The following is a 21,623-nucleotide window of genomic DNA, read 5'->3' on the forward strand; positions in this document are numbered from 1 at the left end:
AACCCTTTTTTTAGAATTATTCATCGTAATATTACGATCAATATGGGAACTACCAAAACATCCGTTTTTTCTAAAGAGCTTAATGAGGTGGCCGCTTTCGCGAAAGCGATATCACATCCAGCTCGTGTAGCTATTATTCAGCATTTATTAAGTCGACAGACCTGCGTTTGTGGCGATCTTGTGGATGAGATTGATCTTGCTCAAGCTACCATCTCGCAACACCTCAAGGCGCTTAAGGAAATAGGCATCATTAAAGGAAGCGTAGAAGGTACCAGCACTTGTTATTGCATGAATATGGAACGCTGGAACGCTTTAAAAAGTCAGCTGGAGTCCCAATTATTAAGCGTCGAGCATTGCTCTATTGATTGTTGTTAAAGACAAAAACCATGAAACTATCCCAATTTACAGAACAACTTAGTAATCTTAACCGTATCAGCTTTCAGCTGGAAGATGGAACAGAAGTTCCTGGTCATTTTCATGTAACCGAAGTTGGTAAAGTGCACCGTCATTTTATCGATTGTGGTGGCAAGGAACGTGAGGAAACGGTGGTGAATTTCCAATTATGGAACGCTAATGATTATGATCATAGATTACATCCAGAGAAGCTGGCTCAAATTGTAGCATTGTCAAAAGAGCGTTTGAACCTACCAGATGCCGAAATAGAAGTAGAGTATCAAGCTGGTACCATAGGCAAATACGGTCTTGAATTTAAAGAAGGTCGTTTTGTTCTTACCAACAAACAAACAGCTTGCCTTGCCGAGGATGCCTGCGGAATTCCAAATCAAAAAACAGCAGTCACTGAGCCAGGCCGAAGTGAAAAACCAAAAATCAAATTCTCTGAATTACAAGCCAACTCCTGCGCACCAGGCTCTGGTTGTTGCTAAGATCCTACCTATGTTTCCAACATTAAAACAGTATATCGATCAGATTGGTGCGAATACAGTTCCAGAAAACCGTAAAGAGGTTCTAGACCAACTGGCGGCCTACATAATCTATCAACAGAAGGAAGATAAACCTATCAACCTCAATTTTATATGCACCCACAACTCCAGACGCAGTCATTTGGGACAAGTCTGGGCTCAAGTCATGGCTTCATATTATAAAATTCCGGACGTGCTTACCTTCTCTGGAGGAACCGAAACTACCGCAGTTTTCCCTATGATTATTAAAACGCTCGAGTCTCAGCACTTTAAGGTTACCATGGTGGACGAATCTGAGAATCCTTTATACGAAGCGGCCTATGGCAAGGACGATGCTTTATACCTTTTTTCTAAAGCGTACGATGATGAAAGTAATCCCACCGAAGATTTTGCAGCCATCATGACCTGTTCACAAGCCGATGAAGATTGCCCGCTTATTGTAGGAGCAGACCAAAGGATCGCGATTACCTATGATGATCCAAAAGTCTCTGATGGCACAGATCATCAAAAGCAAACCTATCTGGAACGTAGCCTTCAAATCGCTACCGAAATGAAATACGTCTTCTCTCAGATCAAATAAGAAATGGCGCAATTAAAAAAGCTGGACTTTTTAAGCAGGTATTTGACCCTATGGATCTTTGTCGCGATGGTGATGGGCGTCCTACTGGGCAATATCATTCCAGAAATCGAAGCATCTATTAACCAGTTCACCTATGGAACGACCAATATTCCAATTGCCATTGGTTTGATATTGATGATGTATCCACCACTGGCCAAAGTGAATTATGCACTGCTTCCTAAAGTATTTACCAACTTCAAGATACTCGGCATATCTCTCGTGCTCAACTGGATTGTAGGTCCTGTCTTAATGTTTATTCTCGCGATGATCTTCCTTCAAGATCACCCAGAATACTTGATAGGCTTGATCCTGATAGGCCTTGCCCGTTGCATTGCCATGGTGCTCGTCTGGAACGATCTTGCAGATGGTAACAAGGAATATGGCGCAGCGCTGGTGGCGCTCAACAGTATTTTTCAGGTGTTTGCCTATTCCTTTTATGCATGGCTGTTTATAACGGTGTTGCCGCCCTATTTTGGAATGGAAGGAGCAATTGTGGATATAGAACTTTCTACCATCGCCATGAGTGTTCTCATTTATTTAGGGATACCTTTTGCATTAGGTTTTTTAAGCCGATTAATTTTGGTGCCCGCATTTTCAAAAACCTGGTATGAGGAGAAATTCCTGCCATTTATTAGTCCTATCACTTTGATCGCTTTATTGTTTACCATCATTGTAATGTTCTCCTTGAAGGGAAAAATGATGGTGGAAATTCCGTTTGATGTGTTGTTGATTGCCATACCGTTGATGATCTACTTTGCGATCATGTTCCTGATTGGCTTTTTTGTGAGTAAATGGAACGGCGCTACTTATGATGAAAATGCTGCCATTTCCTTTACCGCAGCCGGCAATAATTTTGAGCTGGCCATTGCTGTAGCGATTGCCGTTTTTGGGATCAACTCTGGGCAAGCGTTTACAGGCGTGATAGGACCTTTAGTAGAGGTTCCTGCGCTAATTTTATTGGTAAGGTTTTCATTTTGGTTGAAAGGGAAATATTACCCCATAAGCAAAACTTAAATTAAGTTTAGAATCCATTTTGCGTACAAATGTTACCTTTAAACAATGGGTCACAACCACGCGCACGATCACAATTCTACCGGCAACATACGCTTTGCTTTTTTCCTCAATTTAGGCTTTACCATTTTAGAAATTATTGGTGGTATTTATACCAATAGCATCGCTATAGTAAGTGATGCGGTTCACGATCTGGGCGATACCCTATCGCTGGGCAGCAGTTGGTATCTACAACATAAAAGCGAGAAGAAATCTGACCAAAAATTCAGTTATGGATATCGCAGATTGTCCCTTTTAGGAGCTTTTATCAATGGTGTAGTACTGATTTTAGGTAGCGCTTATGTTATTTATGAAGCTGTCAAACGCCTGCAAAATCCAGAACCTAGTGATGCCCAAGGCATGATCATTTTTGCCTTAATAGGAGTTGTCGTCAATGGATATGCCGCATATAAATTGACTCACGGTACATCCATGAATGAGAAAGTTATGTCATGGCACATGATCGAGGATGTACTGGGTTGGGCTGCGATACTCATAGCAGCAATCGTTCTTTATTTCTATGAAAATCAATACATAGATCCTGTTTTATCCTTGTTAATCACGGCCTATATCTTGTTCAATGCCTTTAAAAGACTGCGAGAAACGGTGTACCTATTTCTACAAGGAATACCACTGGATGTGGATCTGGAACAAATAAAATCTGGGTTGCTTAATCTTGATCACGTATGCTCTTTACACCACACACATATCTGGTCCCAAGATGGCCAGCATCACGTTTTTAGCACACACGTGATTTTAGAAAACGTGGAAACGCTTGAGCAGATGTCAAGCGTGAAGAAAAAGATTTTAGAATCTTTGGACGCTTACGACTTTGAACATCTCACCATTGAAATAGAAGTAAATCAACAGGATTGTAGTGTGCGAATCTTAGAAAAGTAATTATACTGGTATCAAAACTACTCAGGATTTGCAATCATTTGCATGTGTGGGATGCCGTCTTCCAGGTATCTTTTCCCAGTTTCTTCAAAGCCTAGATCTTCATAGAATTTCTTGAGATAGACCTGTGCAGATATCTTTATGGGTTGTTTCGCTTTCGCGAAAGCGAACTCCATACTAGCCTTCATAATCTCTTTGCCATAGTCCTTGCGTCGATGTTGTGGGCTCACCACCACGCGACCTATACTCGCCATATTAAAATAATCGCCTGCCTTGAAAACGCGCGTGTATGCAGCAAGCTGATCACCTTCATGACCCAAGATGTGTATGGCTTTTTGATCCTTTCCATCCACATCCTGATAGACACAGTCTTGTTCTACCACAAAAACCTCGCTGCGCAATCGCAAGAGATCGTATAATTCTGTGGTGTTGAGTTGGTCAAAAGATTTAATGGATATGTCCATGTCTAGAAGCGTTTTGGGACATTTTTAGGCTGCGGCGGCTTGATGCCTATTCTTATATCAGTGATGATCTTTTCCAGCATATTACCAAATTCCTCATCGCCTTGCGCCATGAATTCCTGGCGTTTCGTGTCCAGATCGGCTAGAGTTTCCTCTTTCTCATCATCTTCATAGAGCTCCAATTCTCGCCAGATTTCCATGAGTTTTTTTTCAGGATGTACAGCCGTGCGCAGCTGGTGTATAATGATGGAGGCTTCTTTTTTCATCTTTGGCAGCCGCGGTAGCGGCGATTTTCATTTATAAAGTGTGGTGTGTCTATTTTCTATGCTGGACCGGCATGTCAAGATCTATAATTTTCCACGCCATTTTAAACTGTCGCGATTATGCTGGTCAAGCAGCTTCTCATCCTGCTGATAGCTTTTCAAATGACTTACCACATCTTCCAATTGTTGATCACTCAAATTCTTATAAGCTGGACTGGAAATATGCCGGTTCCATTGGTCACCTACTGCCTGATCTAGCGCGATGCGCCAGTAGCAATGGTTTTTGAAGTTAAGGTCTGGATACTGCATTGGGAGCTGGTTGCCCAACTCCTTGTATTGTTGCTCCAGATCCTTTCGCTTCATGACACTAGCAGCTTATCTTTTTCACACGGCGATCGTGTCTTCCACCTTCAAATGGAGTGTTGATAAAGGTTTCTACCAGGCCTACTGCTTGTGGTATGGATGTAAATCGCGCTGGAATACAAATGATGTTAGCATCATTATGTTGTCTGGCTAGAAATGCTATTTCCTTAGACCAGCATACCGCGCCACGTACTTCTGCATACTTATTCACTGTCATGGATACACCTTGTGCACTACCGCAAATAACTACGGCAAGATCTGCTTTACCATTAACGATATCTTGAGCTACTGGATGTGCAAAGTCTGGATAATCGACGCTGTCTGATGAGTCTGTACCGTGATTTGTTACCACATGGCCTTTCTCTTCAAGAAATGCCACAATAGCCTTTTTATAGTCTGGTCCTGCGTGATCGTTACCTATGGATATATTCATGTCTTGTTCATTTTAAGCCACAAAAATAAGGGCTGGCCAACGTTTTACAGTTATTAACAACGAATGATTAACAGGATGCAACAACCCTTGCATTACTTGTTAAGAAAAACTAAAAGAAAGTTCTTGCTTTATCCAATTAAAAAAGCATATGAAAATTTACATCCAGATAACCTTAAGATAACCTTGGTTTTTTCTAGTGAGTTTTCAGCGGTAAAATGATCGTAGTTAACAACGGTATTTTTTCAGATTTGTAAACAATAAACAGTGAATAGCAGTTATTGACAACTGTGGATGAAAATGAGTAATCTACTGAAAATTATAAGTGTATGCGTCTTATAAACTGTGTATAACTGCTCATAAACTCATATGAAAGACTAAAGCAAAAATTAGGGCACAAACTTATACCGCTATCCACACTACATCATCATCATCATTTTTATTTTGAAAAATTAGAAAAAGAAAATATGATATATATAAATGTTGAAAACAAAAAAGTCCCCTTGATAAGGAGACTGTATCGTATTGAATAATGGATGAGTGTCTAGCTAGATAGATTTCAGGCTCACAAAATAGAACGCGAGTACTCCTAGAATCAAAATGGATACAAATAAGACTATCGCTAGATTAGATATGCTAAATAGATTCTTGGTTCTCATGGTTGGTGCTCGCCTTTGAGGCTTTAAACAAAAGCTTAACAAAATTAAGATAATTTCCTAAAATAAAGTTAATTAAAGGTAAACAATACTTTACCAAAATGCTTTAATATCTTCTTATTAACTATGCCAGTTTGAATAGATTAACTTTGCTATCGTATGAATAACAAGAAGAAGAAAAAAAGCGGTAAGACTAAGTTTCAAAATCTTACGCAGTCCATCATCAACGTTTTGAAGTCTGATGAGAATACTACCTATAACTACAAGCAGATTTGCTCAAGGCTGGGAATTACAGATAGCAGCACACGCAATCAAGTCATAAAGAAATTACACCAACTCAAGTCCAAAGGTAAGATTGAAGAAATCGACCGTGGTAAGTTCAAGCTTATCAAGGCCATCGATCACTATACTGGTAAGATTGATGTGAGTTCTAGAGGTACTGGCTATGTCGTTACCAACGAGCTACAGGAAGATATCATGGTACCACGCAAGTCGTTGGGACAAGCACTTAACGGTGATGAAGTAGAAGTCTTTGTTTATCATAGACGTCGCGGTCAACAACCAGAAGGTGAGATTACCAGAATTATAAAACGTGCCAAAACCGAGTTTGTAGGAACCATTCAAATCCATGAAAAGTTTGCTTTTGTAAACGTTACGGACCATAAAATCCAAACTGATTTCTTCGTACCCAAAAAGTATATCAATGGTGCCAAAGACGGTCAAGTAGTCCTGGTAGAATTCCTGGACTGGAACGATAAACAAGATTCACCAACAGGAAAAGTCAAATCCATTCTAGGTGATCCTGGCGAGCACGACACAGAGATCCACGCCATCCTAGCACAATATGGCTTACCGTATGAATTCCCACCAGAAGTAGAGAAATATGCAGAAAAACTGGATACTTCTATTTCCGATCAAGAAATTTCCAAGCGTCGCGATATGCGTGATACACTCACATATACGATTGATCCAGCAGATGCAAAGGATTTTGACGATGCCCTTTCTTTCAAACGAATGGAAGACGGTAAGTACGAGATAGGAATTCACATCGCAGACGTTTCGCATTATGTAGATAAGGACTCTGTGTTGGATCAAGAGGCCTACGATCGCGCTACATCGGTTTATCTGGTAGATCGTGTGGTGCCCATGTTGCCAGAGGTACTCTCAAATGGTGTTTGTTCGTTGAACCCGCATGAGGATAAATTGACCTTTTCGGCCGTGTTTATTATGGACGATAATGGCAAGGTGTATAAAGAATGGTTTGGTCGTACGATCATCCATTCAGACCAGCGATTTGCCTATGAAGAAGCGCAGCACATCATTGAAACCGGTAAAGGAGAAATACCTGAGGATATATCGCTTTCGCGAAAGCGAACTACCATCAAACCTGAAATCGTCGATGCGACTTTAACGCTAGATTCTATTGCCAAGAAAATGCGCAACCAGCGCATGCGTGATGGAGCCTTAAGTTTTGATAAGACGGAAGTCAAATTTGAGCTCAATGACAATGCGGTGCCTACTGGCGTGTATTTTAAAACGTCAAAAGATGCCAATAAACTCATTGAAGAATTTATGTTGCTGGCCAATAGAAAAGTAGCGGCATTTATCGGTAAACGTAATCCTAAACAAACCTTCATTTACAGGATTCACGACGAGCCTAATGATGAAAAACTAGGTGCGTTATCAAAGTTTGTAACCCGATTTGGCCACCGTTTGGACCTGCGCGATCGCAAGACAATAACCTCATCCTTAAATAAATTATTGGATGATGTCAAAGGTCAAAAAGAGCAAAACATGATCGATACACTTGCGATCAGGACGATGTCTAAAGCCGTGTATTCTACAGATAACATAGGCCACTACGGTCTTGCCTTTGATTACTATTCACATTTTACCAGTCCTATACGACGTTATCCTGATGTGATGGTGCACCGTTTGTTGCAGCACTACTTGGATGGTGGGAAATCGGTGAGTGAAGAGCAGTATGAAGAGAAATGCCAGCATTCTACTGAGATGGAAATTCTTGCCACTAAGGCAGAACGCGACAGCATCAAATACATGCAGGTCAAGTTCATGAAAGACCATGCCGATGAGGAATTCCTAGGCGTTATTTCTGGCGTGACTGATTGGGGAATTTACGTAGAAATTCTTTCCAACAAATGTGAAGGAATGATACGTCTGGGCGATCTAGACGATGATTCCTATGAGTTTGTAGAAGATGAATATGCCGTGATAGGTCGACGTACCAAGAACGCTTACCGTCTAGGTGATGAAGTCTATGTAAAAGTCAAGAATGCAGATCTTGTGAAGAAGCATCTGGATTTCTGGATGGTAGGATCAAGAGCTGAGGTGGAGAAGTAGTGTGAAAACTAAAACCTGCCATACCTGTCATCAAGAGCATACTACTTTGTATCGCATCCAGATCATCAAAGGTGGCGAGTGGATTTTTTGTTGCAAGTTGTGTACAGAGCGCCATCAGGCATTACCAGATTATAGATATGGCGGCACCTGGAAAGGTTATAGGCATTGAGATATGAAGTATTATATATTTCTACTATTCATAGTAGTTACTGCGTGTAAAGTTAGTAATCAACCAATGAAGAAATACTCTTACGACTGGTTGCTAGGTTCATGGGAAAGAACTAACGACCGTAGCGGAAAACGAACTTTTGAGGTTTGGCAAAAATGGAATAGTAATTTTTACCATGGCAAAAGTTATACATTGTCTCAGAACGACACGATATACAAGGAAATAAAGCGATTGTTTTACTACGATGGTAAGTGGAATATAGAAGTCAATGATAAAAATGGCTTAACACTTTTCAAAGCTCAAAAAAATATACCAAACTCATTTTCAGTCTACAATCCTGATCATGATTTTCCAAAAGAAATCCATTATTGGATTCAAAATGATACTCTTAGGGCTTCTGTTGGTAATGATGGAGAGAAAAACGAATTTAGCTTTGTGAAGCTATAGTTCAAATTTCCCATGAATTTATAGCGTTGACTGTAACAACTTTCCAGGAGTTACATCTTTAATAAAACACCTATCATGAAAAACATACTTGCCATACTAGCATTAACCATCTCATTTGCGGTTAACGCTCAAGGCGAAAGAGAAATCAACATCGACAACTTTCACACAATTAAAGCCTTTGATCTTATCAATGTTCAATTGATAAAATCTGATGTCAATAAGTTGGAAATAAAAGGAAAGGATTCAGAGAATGTGACCTATGTTTTTAAGGATGGATTGCTCAAACTACGCATGGATACAGACAAGATATTTGATGGTAACAATACCTACGTGACGGTTTATTACACTAACATCAAAACCATTGATGCTAATGAAGGTGCAGAGATCTATGCTAAAGATATTTCTGGACAGGACGCAGTAGAAATCAGAACTCAAGAAGGCGCACGAGTAGTGGCAGGTATCGATCTCAATAAGGTAGATGTACGTGCGGTAACTGGTGGTATTGTCGAGCTTTCAGGAAAAGTCATCAAGCAAAATGTAGTCGTCAATACTGGTGGTATTGTAGAGAATAGAGATCTCAAATCAGAAACTACAGATGTTAAGGTACAAGCTGGTGGTGAGGTTGAAGTTTATGCCAGTGCATCCATAGATGCTGTGGTTCGTGCTGGTGGTGATATTATTGTGTATGGCAATCCTACAAACGTCAACAAGAAGACCACATTTGGTGGTGATATCGTTATCAAATAGATAAGCACACATAGCTTTCTTCATTTTAAGCGCTATTGCATACCTTTGGTAGTCTAGCCTTATGACTACATGGTAGAAGATATTATTAGCGCTATACCGTTAGGATTTGTTATCGCATTCCTGATAGGTCCGGTATTTTTTGCATTGTTGGAAACAAGCGCCATAAAAGGTTTTAGGGCTGCGCTTGCCTTTGATATAGGCGTCATCGTTGCAGACATCATCTTTTTGATGGTCGCTTATTTCATGACATCTTCCATATTGGAAAAACTCAAGGATGACCCTAGTCTATTCATATTTGGTGGCGGTATACTCGCTGCCTATGGTGTAATCTCCTTTGCCCAAACCCGTAAATCCTATCTCAAAGAAGTAGATCCCAATGTTCTCATTGTGCAGAACAACAACTATTTCAAATTAGCGATGAAAGGGTTTTTACTCAACTTTATCAACGTTGGTGTGTTGGGTTTCTGGTTGGGATTGATTGTGGTATTTAGTCCGCAGTTGGAAGGTGATGGTGATAGAATTTTGATCTTCTTTTCAACGACATTGATTGTCTATTTCATTGTGGACATCTTCAAGATTTTACTCGCCAAAAGTCTAAATAGATACCTCACTCCATTGCGCATTTTTTGGTTAAAGCGCATCATTGCCATCATTATGATGGTTTGCGGTGCCGTATTGATATTCAAAGGTGTTTTTCCTAAAACCACAGAACAATTTGAAGATCGCATTCACATCATGCCAGATATTGTGGATCCTGAAAAATTGAATGATATCGAGGACGCCATGAAAGAAGAACTAGAACAAAAGCAAGAGGTTAAAAAACCAGCTTCCAAAGTCCCAGAAACCAAGACAGATCAAGAATCTGTTTTTGATCCTAGTTCTCAAGGCAATAAACCAGAAATCCCGCTGGAGGAAGAGGACGATATCCTAAAACTCATAGATAGTACAAAACAAAATCCCCAGCCGTAAGACTAGGGATTTTTGTAGAGGCGTCAAGCGGATTCGAACCGCTGTACAAGGTTTTGCAGACCTTTGCCTAGCCACTCGGCCATGACGCCCTAAATTATTGGGACTGCAAAAGTAGTAAATTATATAGATGTACCGTGATGGCTTGAGATAGATATTTTTAAATACCTCAAATATCTAACGCGATTGCTCCATTTGTATGGTGACCATCTCCACATCACCGCCTAGTGGTGGATTCAATTTTGAGACCTTTACCTGTATTTCCTTCACCATGTTTTCATCCGTAAAGATTCGATCAATGATGCGTTGGGCCACGTGTTCCAGTAGTTTGGAACGCACCGCCATTTCTTCTTTGATGACTTTATTGAGGTATACATAATCCACGGTATCGTTCAAGTCGTCTGTTTGCGAGCTTTTGGTAAGATCTGTGGTAACTTCAAGATCTACTCGATATTCACTGCCTATCAGTTCTTCTTCGGTCAGACAGCCGTGATTGGTATAGACGCGAACGTTGTTCAGGATAATTTTATGCATGTGGTAAAGATAGAATCAAGAAATGAGAATCAATAGCCTTACAAGAATGGAAATAGGGTAGAAGTGGTCCGCTTTCGCGAAAGCGAACTATTTCTCCATCAACCACACACGAGAAAAGATATAGTTTTCTCTGAAACTTACGTACATTTTATAAAAATGAACCTCAAAAAGAGTCGCTGAAGTGATGGTTGAAACGCTCTAATATCAATGTGCTAATCCTTAACTTTGTAAGTTAAACGTCACGGTTATGAGCGATACGGTAAAGCGCAACAATTTTATAGAAGACATCATTGACGAGGACCTAGAAAATGGCCTTGAAAAAGAAAAATTACGGTTTAGATTCCCACCAGAACCTAACGGTTTTCTTCACATAGGACATGCCAGTGCCATCTGCCTCAACTTTGGGTTGGGAGAAAAATATGGCCAGCCAGTCAATTTGCGTTTTGACGATACCAATCCTGCAAAGGAAGAAGCCAAATTTGTCGACGCCATCAAGAATGACGTGGAATGGTTGGGTTACAAATGGGACAATCTATGCTATGCTTCAGATTACTTTCAGCAGTTATATGATTGGGCGATACAGCTTATCAAGGATGGAAAAGCCTATGTAGATTCCCAATCCAGCGCCACCATTGCAGAACAAAAAGGAACGCCTACAGAACCTGGTGTGGACAGCCCATATAGAAACCGTAGCGTAGAAGAAAACCTGGAGCTATTTGAAGGCATGAAGAATGGCGAGTATGGTGAGTCAGAACACGTGCTGCGTGCCAAAATCGATATGAAATCCACCAACATGCTCATGCGGGATCCCATCATGTATCGTGTGGTAGACCGTGCACATCATCGTACGGGAACAGATTGGAAAATCTATCCTATGTATGACTGGACGCATGGTGAGAGCGACTACATAGAGCAGATCACACATTCCTTTTGTACCCTAGAGTTTTTACCACATAGAGAATTGTATAATTGGTTTCTCGATCAATTGGTAGATCCTAATAAAATAAGACCTAAGCAGCGTGAGTTTGCCAGACGCAACGTATCGCATACGGTAACGAGCAAGCGCAAGTTGCAGCAGTTGGTAGAGCAAGGCGTTGTCAATGGATGGGACGACCCTAGAATGACCACTATTAGTGGATTGCGAAGACGTGGCTACACGGCAGATGCCATCAAGAACTTTGCAGAATCTGTTGGTATTGCAAGAAGAGAGAACCTTGTAGATATGAATCACCTAGAGTTTCATTTGCGGGAAGACCTTAACAAAAAAGCAGATCGCGTGATGTGTGTGCTGGATCCCGTAAAATTGGTCATTACCAACTATCCAGATGGACAAACTGAAATGCTGGACGCAGAGAACAGCCAGGAAGATGAGTCTCGCGGTTACCGCGAAGTCCCTTTTTCCAAAGAGCTCTACATCGAGCGTGAGGACTTTAAAGAAAGTGCCAACAAGAAATATTTTAGACTCTCCATAGGTAAAGAGGTCAGGCTCAAAAATGCCTACATTATCAAGGGAGAATCCTGTGTCAAGGATGCTGATGGTAACATCACAGAAATCCATGCTACCTATGATCCAGATTCTAAAAGCGGTAGCGGTACTGAGGCTAGCATGCGCCGTGTGAAAGGAACTTTACACTGGGTAAGTAAAGAACATGCCGTGCCAGTAGAGGTTCGCTTGTATGATCGATTATTCACCGTTCCGTCACCAGATACCGATAAGGAAAAGGATTTTATGGAATTTGTCAATAAGGATTCTCTAGAAACGATCACCGCAATGGCAGAACCTGCCATGAAGAACCTCAAAGTAGGAGAAACGGTCCAGTTCCAGCGTTTGGGATACTTCTGTGTGGATCCAGACACCACTGCAGACCATATGGTATTTAACCGTACGGTGACCTTGCGGGATACTTGGGCAAAAGTCGAGAACGCTGATTAATGTAGCTATTGTTGAAAGTGAGTTCGCTTTCGCGAAAGCGAAACATACTCAAACATTTCACGATTTAAAAGCGTTGAATTCTTCATTCTGTCATTCTCTAGCTCTTGCGGTACAAGGCTTTTGATGATAACCTGTGATAAAATCCGCTGGGTTTTAACAAGAATTTTAGGTAATTCTGAATTTTGGGATTGATTTAATAGTTTTTGCCTGTAAGGTTAACGACCCATTAACGAACCTCGCATTTGTCTGCTTTATCTTTGTAATCAACAATTAATCAATTTAATATTACAAAAATGGCAAAGTCAGGAAACGCAATTATAGCATTAGCAGCAGGTGCTGCAATAGGAGCAGTAGCAGCTTTATTATACGCACCAGATAGTGGTGAGAAAACCAGAAAAAAATTAACGAGACAAGCAAAAAAGACTCAATCTGACATTGAGAAGAAAACTCGTGAGACTTACAACAGTTTGACCCACAAGGCAACTGAATTGAAAGGAACCGTAAGCGAGCGCATCGACAGTGCTTTATCTAGCGCTAGTTACAAAGCAGATGATGCTATTGTTGCTCTAGAAGACAAACTAGAACAATTAAGAGCAAAAAACGCTAAGTTGCAAAAGCCAGGTACTGTACAAGAAGCAGTAGACAAGGTAAAAGCTAACGTATAAGCCATCGATTTGAGCAAAAGCATTAAAGAAAATTTTGAGGATTTAACAACGACGGCTCAAACTTATATTGAGTCGTCGATTGCTTATTACAGGCTGGACTTTTTTAAGAAAAGCATGAAGTTTGCAATTGATGGTGCTCACAAGTTTGTACTAGCATTTTTCCTATTGATCGCACTTTTATTCATGAGTGTGGCTGGAGCATTATATCTAGGTGTATTACTCAACAGTCAGGCCTTAGGGTATTTGATTATTGGGATCTTGTATGTAGGTATTATGATACTTTGTGCCATTTTCCTTAAACCAGTTCTTAGAAAACTAATTTTAACGAGAGCAAGTATCGCTTACTTCAACGATAAGAAAGAAGTAGGTATTGACGATATTTCTCCATTTCCAAAACCAACGAATGAGCTTGAAGATCTACGATAATTTTGAACAGATTGATAGGGATTTACAAATTCTTGAACTTGAACGTAAGATCGATTTTGAGAAGATGAAGATGGATATTGATGACGTTAAAAGGAGTTTTTCACCTATTACCATGGTCACAAATGCTTTGGGAAGCATAGGTAAAAATGCTTTGATTCTTAAGTTGACCAATAAGCTTATTGGTAAATAGGACTTTTAATTACTATAAAATTAAAAACCGCTGATCGAGAGATCAGCGGTTTTTTGTTTATAAGAAATGACCATATTTATTTAGTCATCATATCCAGATTCCTCAGCTGGTGGTTGCTGCTTGCGTTTCGGCTTGGCCTCAATTCCCTTGTTGCTGTTCTCTTTCTTCATTTCTTCACCTATACGGGCACTTGCTGTAAAGCTGGCGATCATGTTGTTTAACATGTCACTACCGGCTTGTGGCGAGTTGGGTAATAGGATAAGATTGGAATTCGTATGCTCACCGATTGATTGTAGCGTATCATAATGTTGGGTAACAACGATAAGCGCACTGGCTTCTTGAGAATTGATACCAACATTGTTCAGTACATCTACGGACTCTTCAAGACCACGAGCGATCTCGCGACGCTGGTCTGCGATACCTTGACCTTGTAGACGCTTGGATTCTGCTTCGGCGCGAGCTTTTGCAACGATTTTGATACGTTCTGCTTCTGCCTCATATTCTGCAGCTGTTTTTTCACGTTCTGAGGCATTAATACGGTTCATGGCAGCCTTAACCTGTACATCAGGATCAATGTCTGTTACAAGCGTTTTAATGATGTCATAACCATAATCCATCATGGCTTCGTTCAATTCACGTTTTACGGCAATCGCAATATCATCCTTCTTTTCAAAAACATAATCCAGTTTCATCTTAGGAACCTCGGCACGTACCACGTCAAATACATAAGCTGTGATTTGATCGTGTGGATTTTGTAGTCTATAGAAGGCATCATAAACCTTCTCGCGACGTACCTGGAATTGTACAGAAATCTTCAAACGGACGAATACGTCATCCTTAGTTTTGGTTTCTACAATAACATCCAGTTGCTGAATTTTTAAATTGATGCGTCCAGCTACCTTGTCAATGAGTGGTACTTTTAACTGCAGTCCAGAATTACGAATGCTAGTAAATCTTCCAAAACGTTCAATGATGGCAGACGTCTGCTGCTTCACCGTGAAAAACACGCTGAATAATAAAAAAATACCGATGACGACAATGACCGGTAAAATAAATAAGTCCATAGAAATTAGATTTGATTAGCGTTAATATACATACGATTAGTCTTATGTTTACCCAAATAGTAACACTTTATGAAGCCCTATTTAGTCCTGATCATCGCGTTTCTTGCTTTAAATCAAAGCAATGCCCAACGCTTTTCTAGTAAAATCAACCGTCTAGGTTTAGGTGCAGATGCGACCTTTTTACAATTGGATAGCGATCAGGTAGCCAGTCAAACTCAAGTAGGCTACTCGGGTTATTTTGATACTCGTGGGGAATTCAACAGGTTTTTTGATGTGGTGTATTCCATCGGGATCTTCAATCATAATATCGATTTTGAAGAATTTGGCACTGGCCAGACGATTTCGTCCAGCATGCTAGGCGCAGAAGTCAAACTTTTAGCTGCTTTTAGGCCTTTTCAAACCGAATATTTCACACTTGAAGCTGGTCCAGCATTGATGCTTAATGGTGAGTTCAAATTTGACGATGTCGATAGCTCTAGGTTAGTAGGAACAGATGTACCAGTAATACTGGAAGAATTTGAGAAAACCAATCCTATCAATCTTAATGGTGTCGTTGGTTTTAGTGCAGGAACGAACGGCATAAGACTTACCGCACATTACCATTACGCTTTTTTTGACGCGTTGGATAGTGTGGATACCTTAGGGAACGAGCTTGAGGGTAATTTAGGTTACTTAAGCGCTGGTGTAAGGGTTTACTTCTAAATCTTCCTATTTAAAAAAGGACAGAAGTTTACCCAAGCTTTTCAATAGCATAGGAAATTCTAGAAACGGTTTCCTGCTTTCCTATCAGACTTGCGATTTCAAAAACATCAGGTCCAATAAGACTTCCCACAAGGGATAGACGCAACGGCATCATCACTTTGCCAAAACCCATTTCTTGTTCCTTGATCCATCCTTTTACGGCATCACTCAATCCTACCGCGCTATCGTCGTCTGTATTAATGATTACTTCGATGACATTTTTCATGATTCCTGAAGTGTCTTCTTTCCAAGATTTAGAAGCGGCTTTCTCATCAAATTCTTTGGGAGCAATAAAGAAAAATCCGGCCAGTTCAAAAAGATCTTCCACAAACACGGCTCGCTCTTTTACCAGCCCAACGACGATGTTGACATAATCTTGCGAACCGTAATCAATGTTTTTGGATTGTAACGCTTTCGCGAAAGCGTCACCCACAACAGCATCATCCTGCTGTACAAACCACTGCTGCTGGAACCATTTGGTTTTCTCTGGATCAAACTTTGCTCCAGAATTATTGACATGTTCGAGGGAAAACGCTTGTACCAGCTCTTCCAAAGAGAAAATCTCTTGTTCTGTTCCAGGATTCCAACCTAAAAAGGCCAGCATGTTCACGACGGCTTCTGGTAGGTAGCCGTCCTCACGATAACCGCTGCTCTTCTCACCGTTTTCTGGATTCCATTCCAATGGGAATACGGGAAAGCCCATTTTATCACCGTCGCGCTTGCTTAGTTTTCCTTTACCGGTAGGTTTAAGGATCAATGGTAAATGCGCAAACTTAGGAGCTTCCCATTTTAGGCTCTCGTAAAGCAAAACGTGTAGCGCCATGCTAGGCAACCATTCTTCTCCACGAATCACATGCGAGATTTCCATCTCATGATCGTCTACAATATTAGCCAGGTGATAGGTAGGCATGCCGTCACTTTTGAACAACACTTTGTCATCCAACAAGCTGGTATCGATCTCAATGCCCTTACGTATCTCGTCAAACATAAAGAGCGTCTTGATCTCTGGCTTGAACCTTATCACATAATCATCACCACGATCTATTCTTTCCTGTACTTCACCTTCGGTAAGTGTTAGGGAATTTTTGAATTGTAGTCTATTGTGATGGTTATAGATAAAGGTCTCTTTGTTCGCTTCAGCAGTGGTTCTGGCATCTGCGAGTTCTTCTGCAGTGTCAAAGGCATAATAAGCAGCGCCATTTTCAATGAGTTGCAGGGCATATTTTTTATAGCGGTCCTTGCGCTCACTTTGACGATACGGTCCGTGGCCACCATCTTTTCCTGGTCCTTCATCATAAGGGATGTTGCACCAGTTAAGAGATTCAACGATATAATCTTCGGCTCCTTCAACATATCTATTCTGGTCGGTATCTTCAATACGTAGTATGAAGGTTCCGTTATGTTTTTTCGCGAACAAATAGTTGAATAGGGCAGTGCGTACACCACCTATATGTAAAGGTCCGGTTGGACTAGGAGCAAATCTTACACGTACATTGGTACTCATAACTTAGGCAATTTTTGAGGTTGCAAAGATAGGCAGTAGAGATGGAAAGGAATCAAACTTCATGGCGTGTAAAGAACGGTCGGTGCAAATGCATAATCGGTAAGATATTTGAAGCTATCCATGTGGTAGCTCAAATAGATGAAAGATTAATAGCATTTAAGTAATTCACTACTAAAACGACTGTAATAGCGTATTGTATGCCAGCTAGATATGCGCTATACTTGTGTAACACTGGCACCAACAGAAAATCGAATTAAGGAATGACCAATTTCCAGATCATAGAACAAAAACTCAACCGCTTCATACGCAAGTATTATGTGAATGAATTGATACGTGGTGTGATCTTGTTTCTAGCGATAGGTTTGTTGTATTTCATTACTGTTGCGGTAGTAGAATATTTTTTCTGGTTGAATAAGTTGGGACGTACCATTTTGTTTTGGTCGTTTATCCTGGTAGAGTTGGGACTGCTCTTCAAGTTTGTTGCGATTCCTATTGCGCGATTGGTCAAGCTTTTCTCAGGTATAGATTTCCGGGACGCTAGCGAGATGATAGGCAATCATTTTCCCGAAGTTTCTGATAAGCTGGTTAATGTATTACAGCTGCATGCCAATGGTGGCGATGACGAACTCACATGGGCAAGTATCAATCAAAAAAGCGAGGATCTTAAGCCCATTCCTTTTAGCCTCGCGATCGATTTTAATAATAACAAGCAGTATCTCAAATATCTAGCTGTTCCCATTATCATCATAGGCGCGCTTATCGCCACGGGAAACAATGATGTGATTACAAGTGCCTCGAGAGTGGCAGATTATAAAACCGATTACATACCGCCAGCACCTTTTCGCTTTGAAGTAACTAATGAGAACCTAGATGCTCTGGAAAACGCTCCTTTTATATTAAACGTAAAGGTTGCCGGTACTCGATTGCCAGAAAACGCATCTATCGTAGTAGATGGTCAGAGCTTTTATTTGAATCAGCAGGATTTAGAAACATATTCATTCACATTTGAGCGACCGACTTCCAACACATCGTTTTACTTGATGGCTAATGAGTTGCGTAGTACAGATTATGTCCTCAATGTAGATAAGGTGCCTACCATACAAGGATTTGAGCTGCAAATGGACTATCCATCTTACACGGGTAAGAAAGATGAGATTTTAAAAAGTACCGGAAATGCGCTGGTGCCTCAAGGTACCAATATAATCTGGCGTGTTAACACTACTGCCACAGATCTAGTGCAGTTTAGAACAGCAGACAAAAACTCCAATTTTGAAAATGAGGCTGGTGGTTTGTTCGCTTTCGCGAAAGCGATATCACAACCGCTATCATACTCCATTGTGACTTCAAACAACAAAGTACGAGATCATGAACAATTGGATTTCAAGATCGAGGTGGTTGCAGACGAGTATCCAGAACTTTCCATGGAAATGAAGCGCGATTCCCTAGACGACCGCATCATGTACTTTAAAGGTCAAGCTGCCGACGATTATGGAATTCGATTCTTGCAACTAGTGTATTATAAGAATAACGAAGCCAATGACAAGAAGGTGATTGCCTTGCCTAACTCCGGCGGTACGTACCAGCAATTTGTGCAATCTTTTCCTGGGAATCTCGCTTTAGAACCAGGCAACACCTATAACTTTTATTTTGAAGTCATTGATAATGACGCTGTTAATCGTTTTAAATCCACGAAATCAGAGGTTTATAGCTTTAATAAAGCCACTATGGACCAAGAAGAGGACTTGCAGCTTCAAGAACAAAAGGAATCTTTGTCCAATCTTGAGAAGGCGCTAAAAGAACAACAAAAGGAACAAGATGTTATCAAAGAGTTGTCTCAAGACCAGATTGAAAAGGACGATCGCAGCTTTAATGATAAGCGTAAATTAGATCAAGCGGTCAAGAACCAGCAAAAGAAGGAACAGGACATTCAAAAACAGCTCAATCGTCTGGAGAATCAATTGGATAAGACAGCTCCCAAGGATGATCCCAAAAAGGCAAAACTGCAGGAACGACTTCAAGAAACCGCCGCAGAATCCAAGAAGAATGAAGAGTTACTCAAACAAATAGAGGAGTATCAAGACAAGCTTTCTAAAGAGGAGCTTCAAGAGCAATTAGAAAAATCCCAAAAGAAAACCAGGGAACAACAACGAAGCTTAAAACAGTTGCTGGAATTGACCAAACGTTATTACGTAGCCCAAAAGTATGAGCAATTGGGTCGCAAACTTATGGAGATGGCTGAACGTCAAGAAGAACAATCCAAGAAGGATGCTGCTGGCAATACCAAGCAAGATCAAGACAAACTTAATCAAGAATATGAACAATGGGAGAAAGAGCTGCGTGAATTAGAGAAAGAGAATAACGACTTACAGAAGCCTATGGACCTAGAATTTGATCCACAGGAATCTGATGATATAAAGTCTGATCAAAAAGATGCCTCAGAATCTTTGAAAAATAAGAACGCGCAACAAGCCAAGCCTAAACAAAAAAGTGCAGCAGATAAGATGAAAAAGCAAGCCGCTGCCATGGAACAGGACATGAATTCCATGGAAGGCGAGCAAATGGAAGAGGATCTGGAAATGTTAAGACAAATATTGGATAATTTGGTGTTGTTTTCTCAGTCCCAAGAGACCGTTTTAGAGGATGTAAAATCTTTGAAATCCAACAGTCCAAGATTGGGCAAGAGCCTTAGATCTCAAAAGGAGTTGGAGCTCGCTTTCAAACACGTCGATGATAGTCTTTTCACCCTTTCATCACGCAACGCAGATCTTGGTAAGGAAATTAACGAAGAAGTCGTAGATATCTATTATTACATGGATAAGTCCATGGAACAGCTCGCAGAGTTTGACCTTAATCAAGGTCAGGTTTCCCAGCAGTTCACCTTAGGAAGCGCTAATACGCTAGCTGTCTTACTTAGTGATGTTCTGGATAGTGCCAACAATCCTAATATTGGCCCTGGAAAACCAGGTAAATCTGGTCAAGGAGCAGGATTCCAGTTACCCGATTTGATTCGTCAACAGGAAAGTCTCCAAAAGGAAGGTGAAGAGGGCAAGGAAGGAAACAAAGGAAAGGAAGGTCAACAAGGAAAGGAAAGAAAGCAAGGCAACAAGGGAGAACAAGGTAATAAACCGGGTCAAGGAAAAGCAGGTGAGTCTGGGCAGGAAGGTCAATCGGGTAAAGCTGGGCAGCAAGGTTCAAGCGGAACGACAGGAACTAACGGCAAATCTGGTGAAGGTTCTACCAGTGAAGGTAAGTCTGGTGAATCTAAAGGTAAAGGTCGCGAAGGTCAAAATGGAACTGGAGCTAAAGGCGACGGAAAGGAAGGTGATGGAAAAGGGTCAGGAAATGGATCCAATGATGGTGATGAGGAAGAAAATTCTTATAGAGAAAGCGAGGAGGAAAGCCAACGTATTTATGAAATCTACAAGCAGCAACAGGATTTGCGCAATCAGCTTGAGGACATGATCATTCATGAAGGTCTTCAAAAGAAGGTAGATGAGATTACAGGCGCCATGAAAGGTGTTGAACGAAAGTTACTGGATCAAGGCTTTAATAGAGAAGTTCAACAACAAATGAGTGAAATCATTCATGATCTTTTGAAGTTGAAGGATGCCAATGCAGAACAAGGTGAGGAGAATCAACGCCAATCTCAAACCAATTTCAATCAGTTTGAAAATCCTTTAAAGCTAGATGAAGAGCTTATACAGCGATACTTTAATAATAAGGAGATTCTCAACCGACAGGTATTACCTTTGCAGCCACATTACCGCAGTAAGGTAAAGGAGTACTTTAAGACAGATGATTGATTTTTCATACCAGAAAGAGTTCCAGTTAAAACATGAGCAGGATCACGTTCGATGGCTTAATAAAGTTGCCGATTTTCATGATGCTACTGTTGATGTTTTAGGGTATGTTTTTTGTGATGATGAGTACGTTCATTCCATCAACCTGCAACACTTAAACCACGATACCTATACTGATATTATCACGTTTGATTATGGAACAGATACTGTCCTTGAAGGTGAAATTTACATCAGTGTTGATAGAGTAGAAGATAATGCTAATGATTTAGAGGAGGATTTTGATACTGAGTTGCGCAGAGTAATGTGTCATGGTCTGCTTCATATGATAGGTTATGATGATGACACCGTAGAAAAGAAAGCAAAAATGCGAGCCTTAGAAAATGAAGCATTACAAATGTTTCACGTGAAACAATAGAT

24 protein-coding genes and 1 tRNA gene are annotated in these 21,623 nt (G+C 40.6%); 17 read left to right on the top strand and 8 right to left on the bottom strand.

Annotation, left to right across the window (positions count from 1 at the left end; translation table 11 throughout):
- Positions 1 to 42: 42 nt before the first annotated feature.
- From AAU57_RS02660 to AAU57_RS02680, 5 genes are read left to right on the top strand one after another with little or no spacing between them, the layout of a single operon-like run.
- The gene (locus AAU57_RS02660; protein ID WP_055411452.1) at positions 43 to 375 is read left to right on the top strand and encodes an ArsR/SmtB family transcription factor; all 333 of its coding nucleotides are present in this window, start codon (positions 43 to 45) and stop codon (positions 373 to 375) included.
- Between the two features lie 11 nt (positions 376 to 386).
- Positions 387 to 884 carry a DUF6428 family protein gene (locus AAU57_RS02665; RefSeq protein WP_055411453.1) on the top strand — a complete coding sequence of 166 codons (498 nt, stop codon included), beginning with the start codon at positions 387 to 389 and terminating at the stop codon, positions 882 to 884.
- Positions 885 to 894: 10 nt separating this feature from the next.
- Positions 895 to 1,500: a hypothetical protein gene (locus tag AAU57_RS02670; RefSeq protein ID WP_055411454.1), complete on the top strand. Its 606-nt coding sequence runs from the start codon at positions 895 to 897 to the stop codon at positions 1,498 to 1,500.
- Positions 1,501 to 1,503: 3 nt separating this feature from the next.
- Positions 1,504 to 2,553 (top strand): ACR3 family arsenite efflux transporter, encoded by a 1,050-nt coding sequence (arsB, locus tag AAU57_RS02675; RefSeq protein ID WP_055411455.1) that lies wholly within the window; start codon positions 1,504 to 1,506, stop codon positions 2,551 to 2,553.
- A 45-nt stretch (positions 2,554 to 2,598) separates the two neighbouring features.
- Positions 2,599 to 3,489 carry a cation diffusion facilitator family transporter gene (locus AAU57_RS02680; RefSeq protein WP_055411456.1) on the top strand — a complete coding sequence of 297 codons (891 nt, stop codon included), beginning with the start codon at positions 2,599 to 2,601 and terminating at the stop codon, positions 3,487 to 3,489.
- Positions 3,490 to 3,506: 17 nt separating this feature from the next.
- Here AAU57_RS02680 and AAU57_RS02685 read toward each other — a convergent pair whose 3' ends face one another.
- From AAU57_RS02685 to rpiB, 4 genes are all read right to left on the bottom strand, one after another.
- Positions 3,507 to 3,950 (bottom strand): GNAT family N-acetyltransferase, encoded by a 444-nt coding sequence (locus tag AAU57_RS02685; protein WP_055411457.1) that lies wholly within the window; start codon positions 3,948 to 3,950, stop codon positions 3,507 to 3,509.
- Positions 3,951 to 3,952: 2 nt separating this feature from the next.
- On the bottom strand, positions 3,953 to 4,213 hold the full coding sequence (locus AAU57_RS02690; RefSeq protein WP_055411458.1) for a hypothetical protein: 261 nt from the start codon (positions 4,211 to 4,213) through the stop codon (positions 3,953 to 3,955).
- An 81-nt stretch (positions 4,214 to 4,294) separates the two neighbouring features.
- Positions 4,295 to 4,573 (bottom strand): hypothetical protein, encoded by a 279-nt coding sequence (locus AAU57_RS02695; protein WP_055411459.1) that lies wholly within the window; start codon positions 4,571 to 4,573, stop codon positions 4,295 to 4,297.
- A gap of 4 nt (positions 4,574 to 4,577) precedes the next feature.
- Complete coding sequence (gene rpiB, locus AAU57_RS02700) at positions 4,578 to 5,006, bottom strand: ribose 5-phosphate isomerase B (protein WP_055411460.1); 429 nt, start codon at positions 5,004 to 5,006, stop codon at positions 4,578 to 4,580.
- Between the two features lie 812 nt (positions 5,007 to 5,818).
- On the opposite strand from rpiB, the gene rnr reads away from it, so the two are divergent.
- The 5 genes from rnr (at position 5,819) to AAU57_RS02720 (ending at position 10,352) form a co-directional block, all read left to right on the top strand.
- A complete protein-coding gene (gene rnr, locus AAU57_RS02705; protein WP_055411461.1) occupies positions 5,819 to 8,020 on the top strand; it encodes a ribonuclease R in 2,202 nt (733 codons plus the stop codon).
- Between the two features lies 1 nt (position 8,021).
- Positions 8,022 to 8,189, top strand: coding sequence for a hypothetical protein (locus AAU57_RS15190; protein WP_197275383.1), 168 nt, complete (start codon positions 8,022 to 8,024; stop codon positions 8,187 to 8,189).
- 66 nt (positions 8,190 to 8,255) lie between these two features.
- Entirely contained in the window at positions 8,256 to 8,636 is a 381-nt protein-coding gene (locus AAU57_RS02710; RefSeq protein ID WP_156339981.1) for a hypothetical protein, read from the top strand.
- A 75-nt stretch (positions 8,637 to 8,711) separates the two neighbouring features.
- Entirely contained in the window at positions 8,712 to 9,383 is a 672-nt protein-coding gene (locus AAU57_RS02715) for a head GIN domain-containing protein (RefSeq protein WP_055411463.1), read from the top strand.
- Between the two features lie 69 nt (positions 9,384 to 9,452).
- Positions 9,453 to 10,352 (top strand): LysE family translocator, encoded by a 900-nt coding sequence (locus AAU57_RS02720; RefSeq protein WP_082438517.1) that lies wholly within the window; start codon positions 9,453 to 9,455, stop codon positions 10,350 to 10,352.
- Positions 10,353 to 10,370: 18 nt separating this feature from the next.
- Here the strand turns inward: AAU57_RS02720 and AAU57_RS02725 are convergent.
- Positions 10,371 to 10,441, bottom strand: a tRNA-Cys gene (locus AAU57_RS02725).
- Between the two features lie 85 nt (positions 10,442 to 10,526).
- Positions 10,527 to 10,883: a dihydroneopterin aldolase gene (folB, locus tag AAU57_RS02730; RefSeq protein WP_055411464.1), complete on the bottom strand. Its 357-nt coding sequence runs from the start codon at positions 10,881 to 10,883 to the stop codon at positions 10,527 to 10,529.
- 247 nt (positions 10,884 to 11,130) lie between these two features.
- Here folB and AAU57_RS02735 point away from each other — a divergent pair, with 247 nt between their 5' ends.
- The 4 genes from AAU57_RS02735 to AAU57_RS02750 all read left to right on the top strand — a co-directional run bounded on the left by AAU57_RS02735 (position 11,131) and on the right by AAU57_RS02750 (position 14,097).
- Positions 11,131 to 12,816 (top strand): glutamine--tRNA ligase/YqeY domain fusion protein, encoded by a 1,686-nt coding sequence (locus tag AAU57_RS02735; protein ID WP_055411465.1) that lies wholly within the window; start codon positions 11,131 to 11,133, stop codon positions 12,814 to 12,816.
- A 293-nt stretch (positions 12,817 to 13,109) separates the two neighbouring features.
- The gene (locus AAU57_RS02740; RefSeq protein ID WP_055411466.1) at positions 13,110 to 13,481 is read left to right on the top strand and encodes a YtxH domain-containing protein; all 372 of its coding nucleotides are present in this window, start codon (positions 13,110 to 13,112) and stop codon (positions 13,479 to 13,481) included.
- Positions 13,482 to 13,490: 9 nt separating this feature from the next.
- Complete coding sequence (locus tag AAU57_RS02745; protein WP_055411467.1) at positions 13,491 to 13,907, top strand: phage holin family protein; 417 nt, start codon at positions 13,491 to 13,493, stop codon at positions 13,905 to 13,907.
- Entirely contained in the window at positions 13,885 to 14,097 is a 213-nt protein-coding gene (locus AAU57_RS02750) for a DUF6327 family protein (RefSeq protein WP_055411468.1), read from the top strand. Before AAU57_RS02745 ends, AAU57_RS02750 begins: the two co-directional genes overlap by 23 nt.
- Before the next feature lie 80 nt (positions 14,098 to 14,177).
- Here AAU57_RS02750 and AAU57_RS02755 read toward each other — a convergent pair whose 3' ends face one another.
- Complete coding sequence (locus AAU57_RS02755; protein WP_055411469.1) at positions 14,178 to 15,161, bottom strand: SPFH domain-containing protein; 984 nt, start codon at positions 15,159 to 15,161, stop codon at positions 14,178 to 14,180.
- Between the two features lie 69 nt (positions 15,162 to 15,230).
- Between AAU57_RS02755 and AAU57_RS02760 the strand changes: the two genes are divergently transcribed.
- Positions 15,231 to 15,863, top strand: a complete 633-nt coding sequence (locus AAU57_RS02760; protein WP_055411470.1) for a hypothetical protein — start codon at positions 15,231 to 15,233, stop codon at positions 15,861 to 15,863.
- 28 nt (positions 15,864 to 15,891) lie between these two features.
- Here AAU57_RS02760 and gltX read toward each other — a convergent pair whose 3' ends face one another.
- A complete protein-coding gene (gene gltX / locus AAU57_RS02765; RefSeq protein ID WP_055411471.1) occupies positions 15,892 to 17,406 on the bottom strand; it encodes a glutamate--tRNA ligase in 1,515 nt (504 codons plus the stop codon).
- Positions 17,407 to 17,666: 260 nt separating this feature from the next.
- On the opposite strand from gltX, the gene AAU57_RS02770 reads away from it, so the two are divergent.
- Together AAU57_RS02770 and ybeY are read left to right on the top strand one after the other, a co-directional pair.
- Positions 17,667 to 21,209, top strand: a complete 3,543-nt coding sequence (locus tag AAU57_RS02770) for a DUF4175 family protein (protein WP_055411472.1) — start codon at positions 17,667 to 17,669, stop codon at positions 21,207 to 21,209.
- Entirely contained in the window at positions 21,202 to 21,621 is a 420-nt protein-coding gene (ybeY, locus tag AAU57_RS02775) for an rRNA maturation RNase YbeY (protein ID WP_055411473.1), read from the top strand. Before AAU57_RS02770 ends, ybeY begins: the two co-directional genes overlap by 8 nt.
- The last annotated feature ends 2 nt before the right edge of the window (positions 21,622 to 21,623 follow it).

It is taken from the genome of Nonlabens sp. YIK11 (assembly GCF_001413925.1).
Classification (GTDB): domain Bacteria; phylum Bacteroidota; class Bacteroidia; order Flavobacteriales; family Flavobacteriaceae; genus Nonlabens.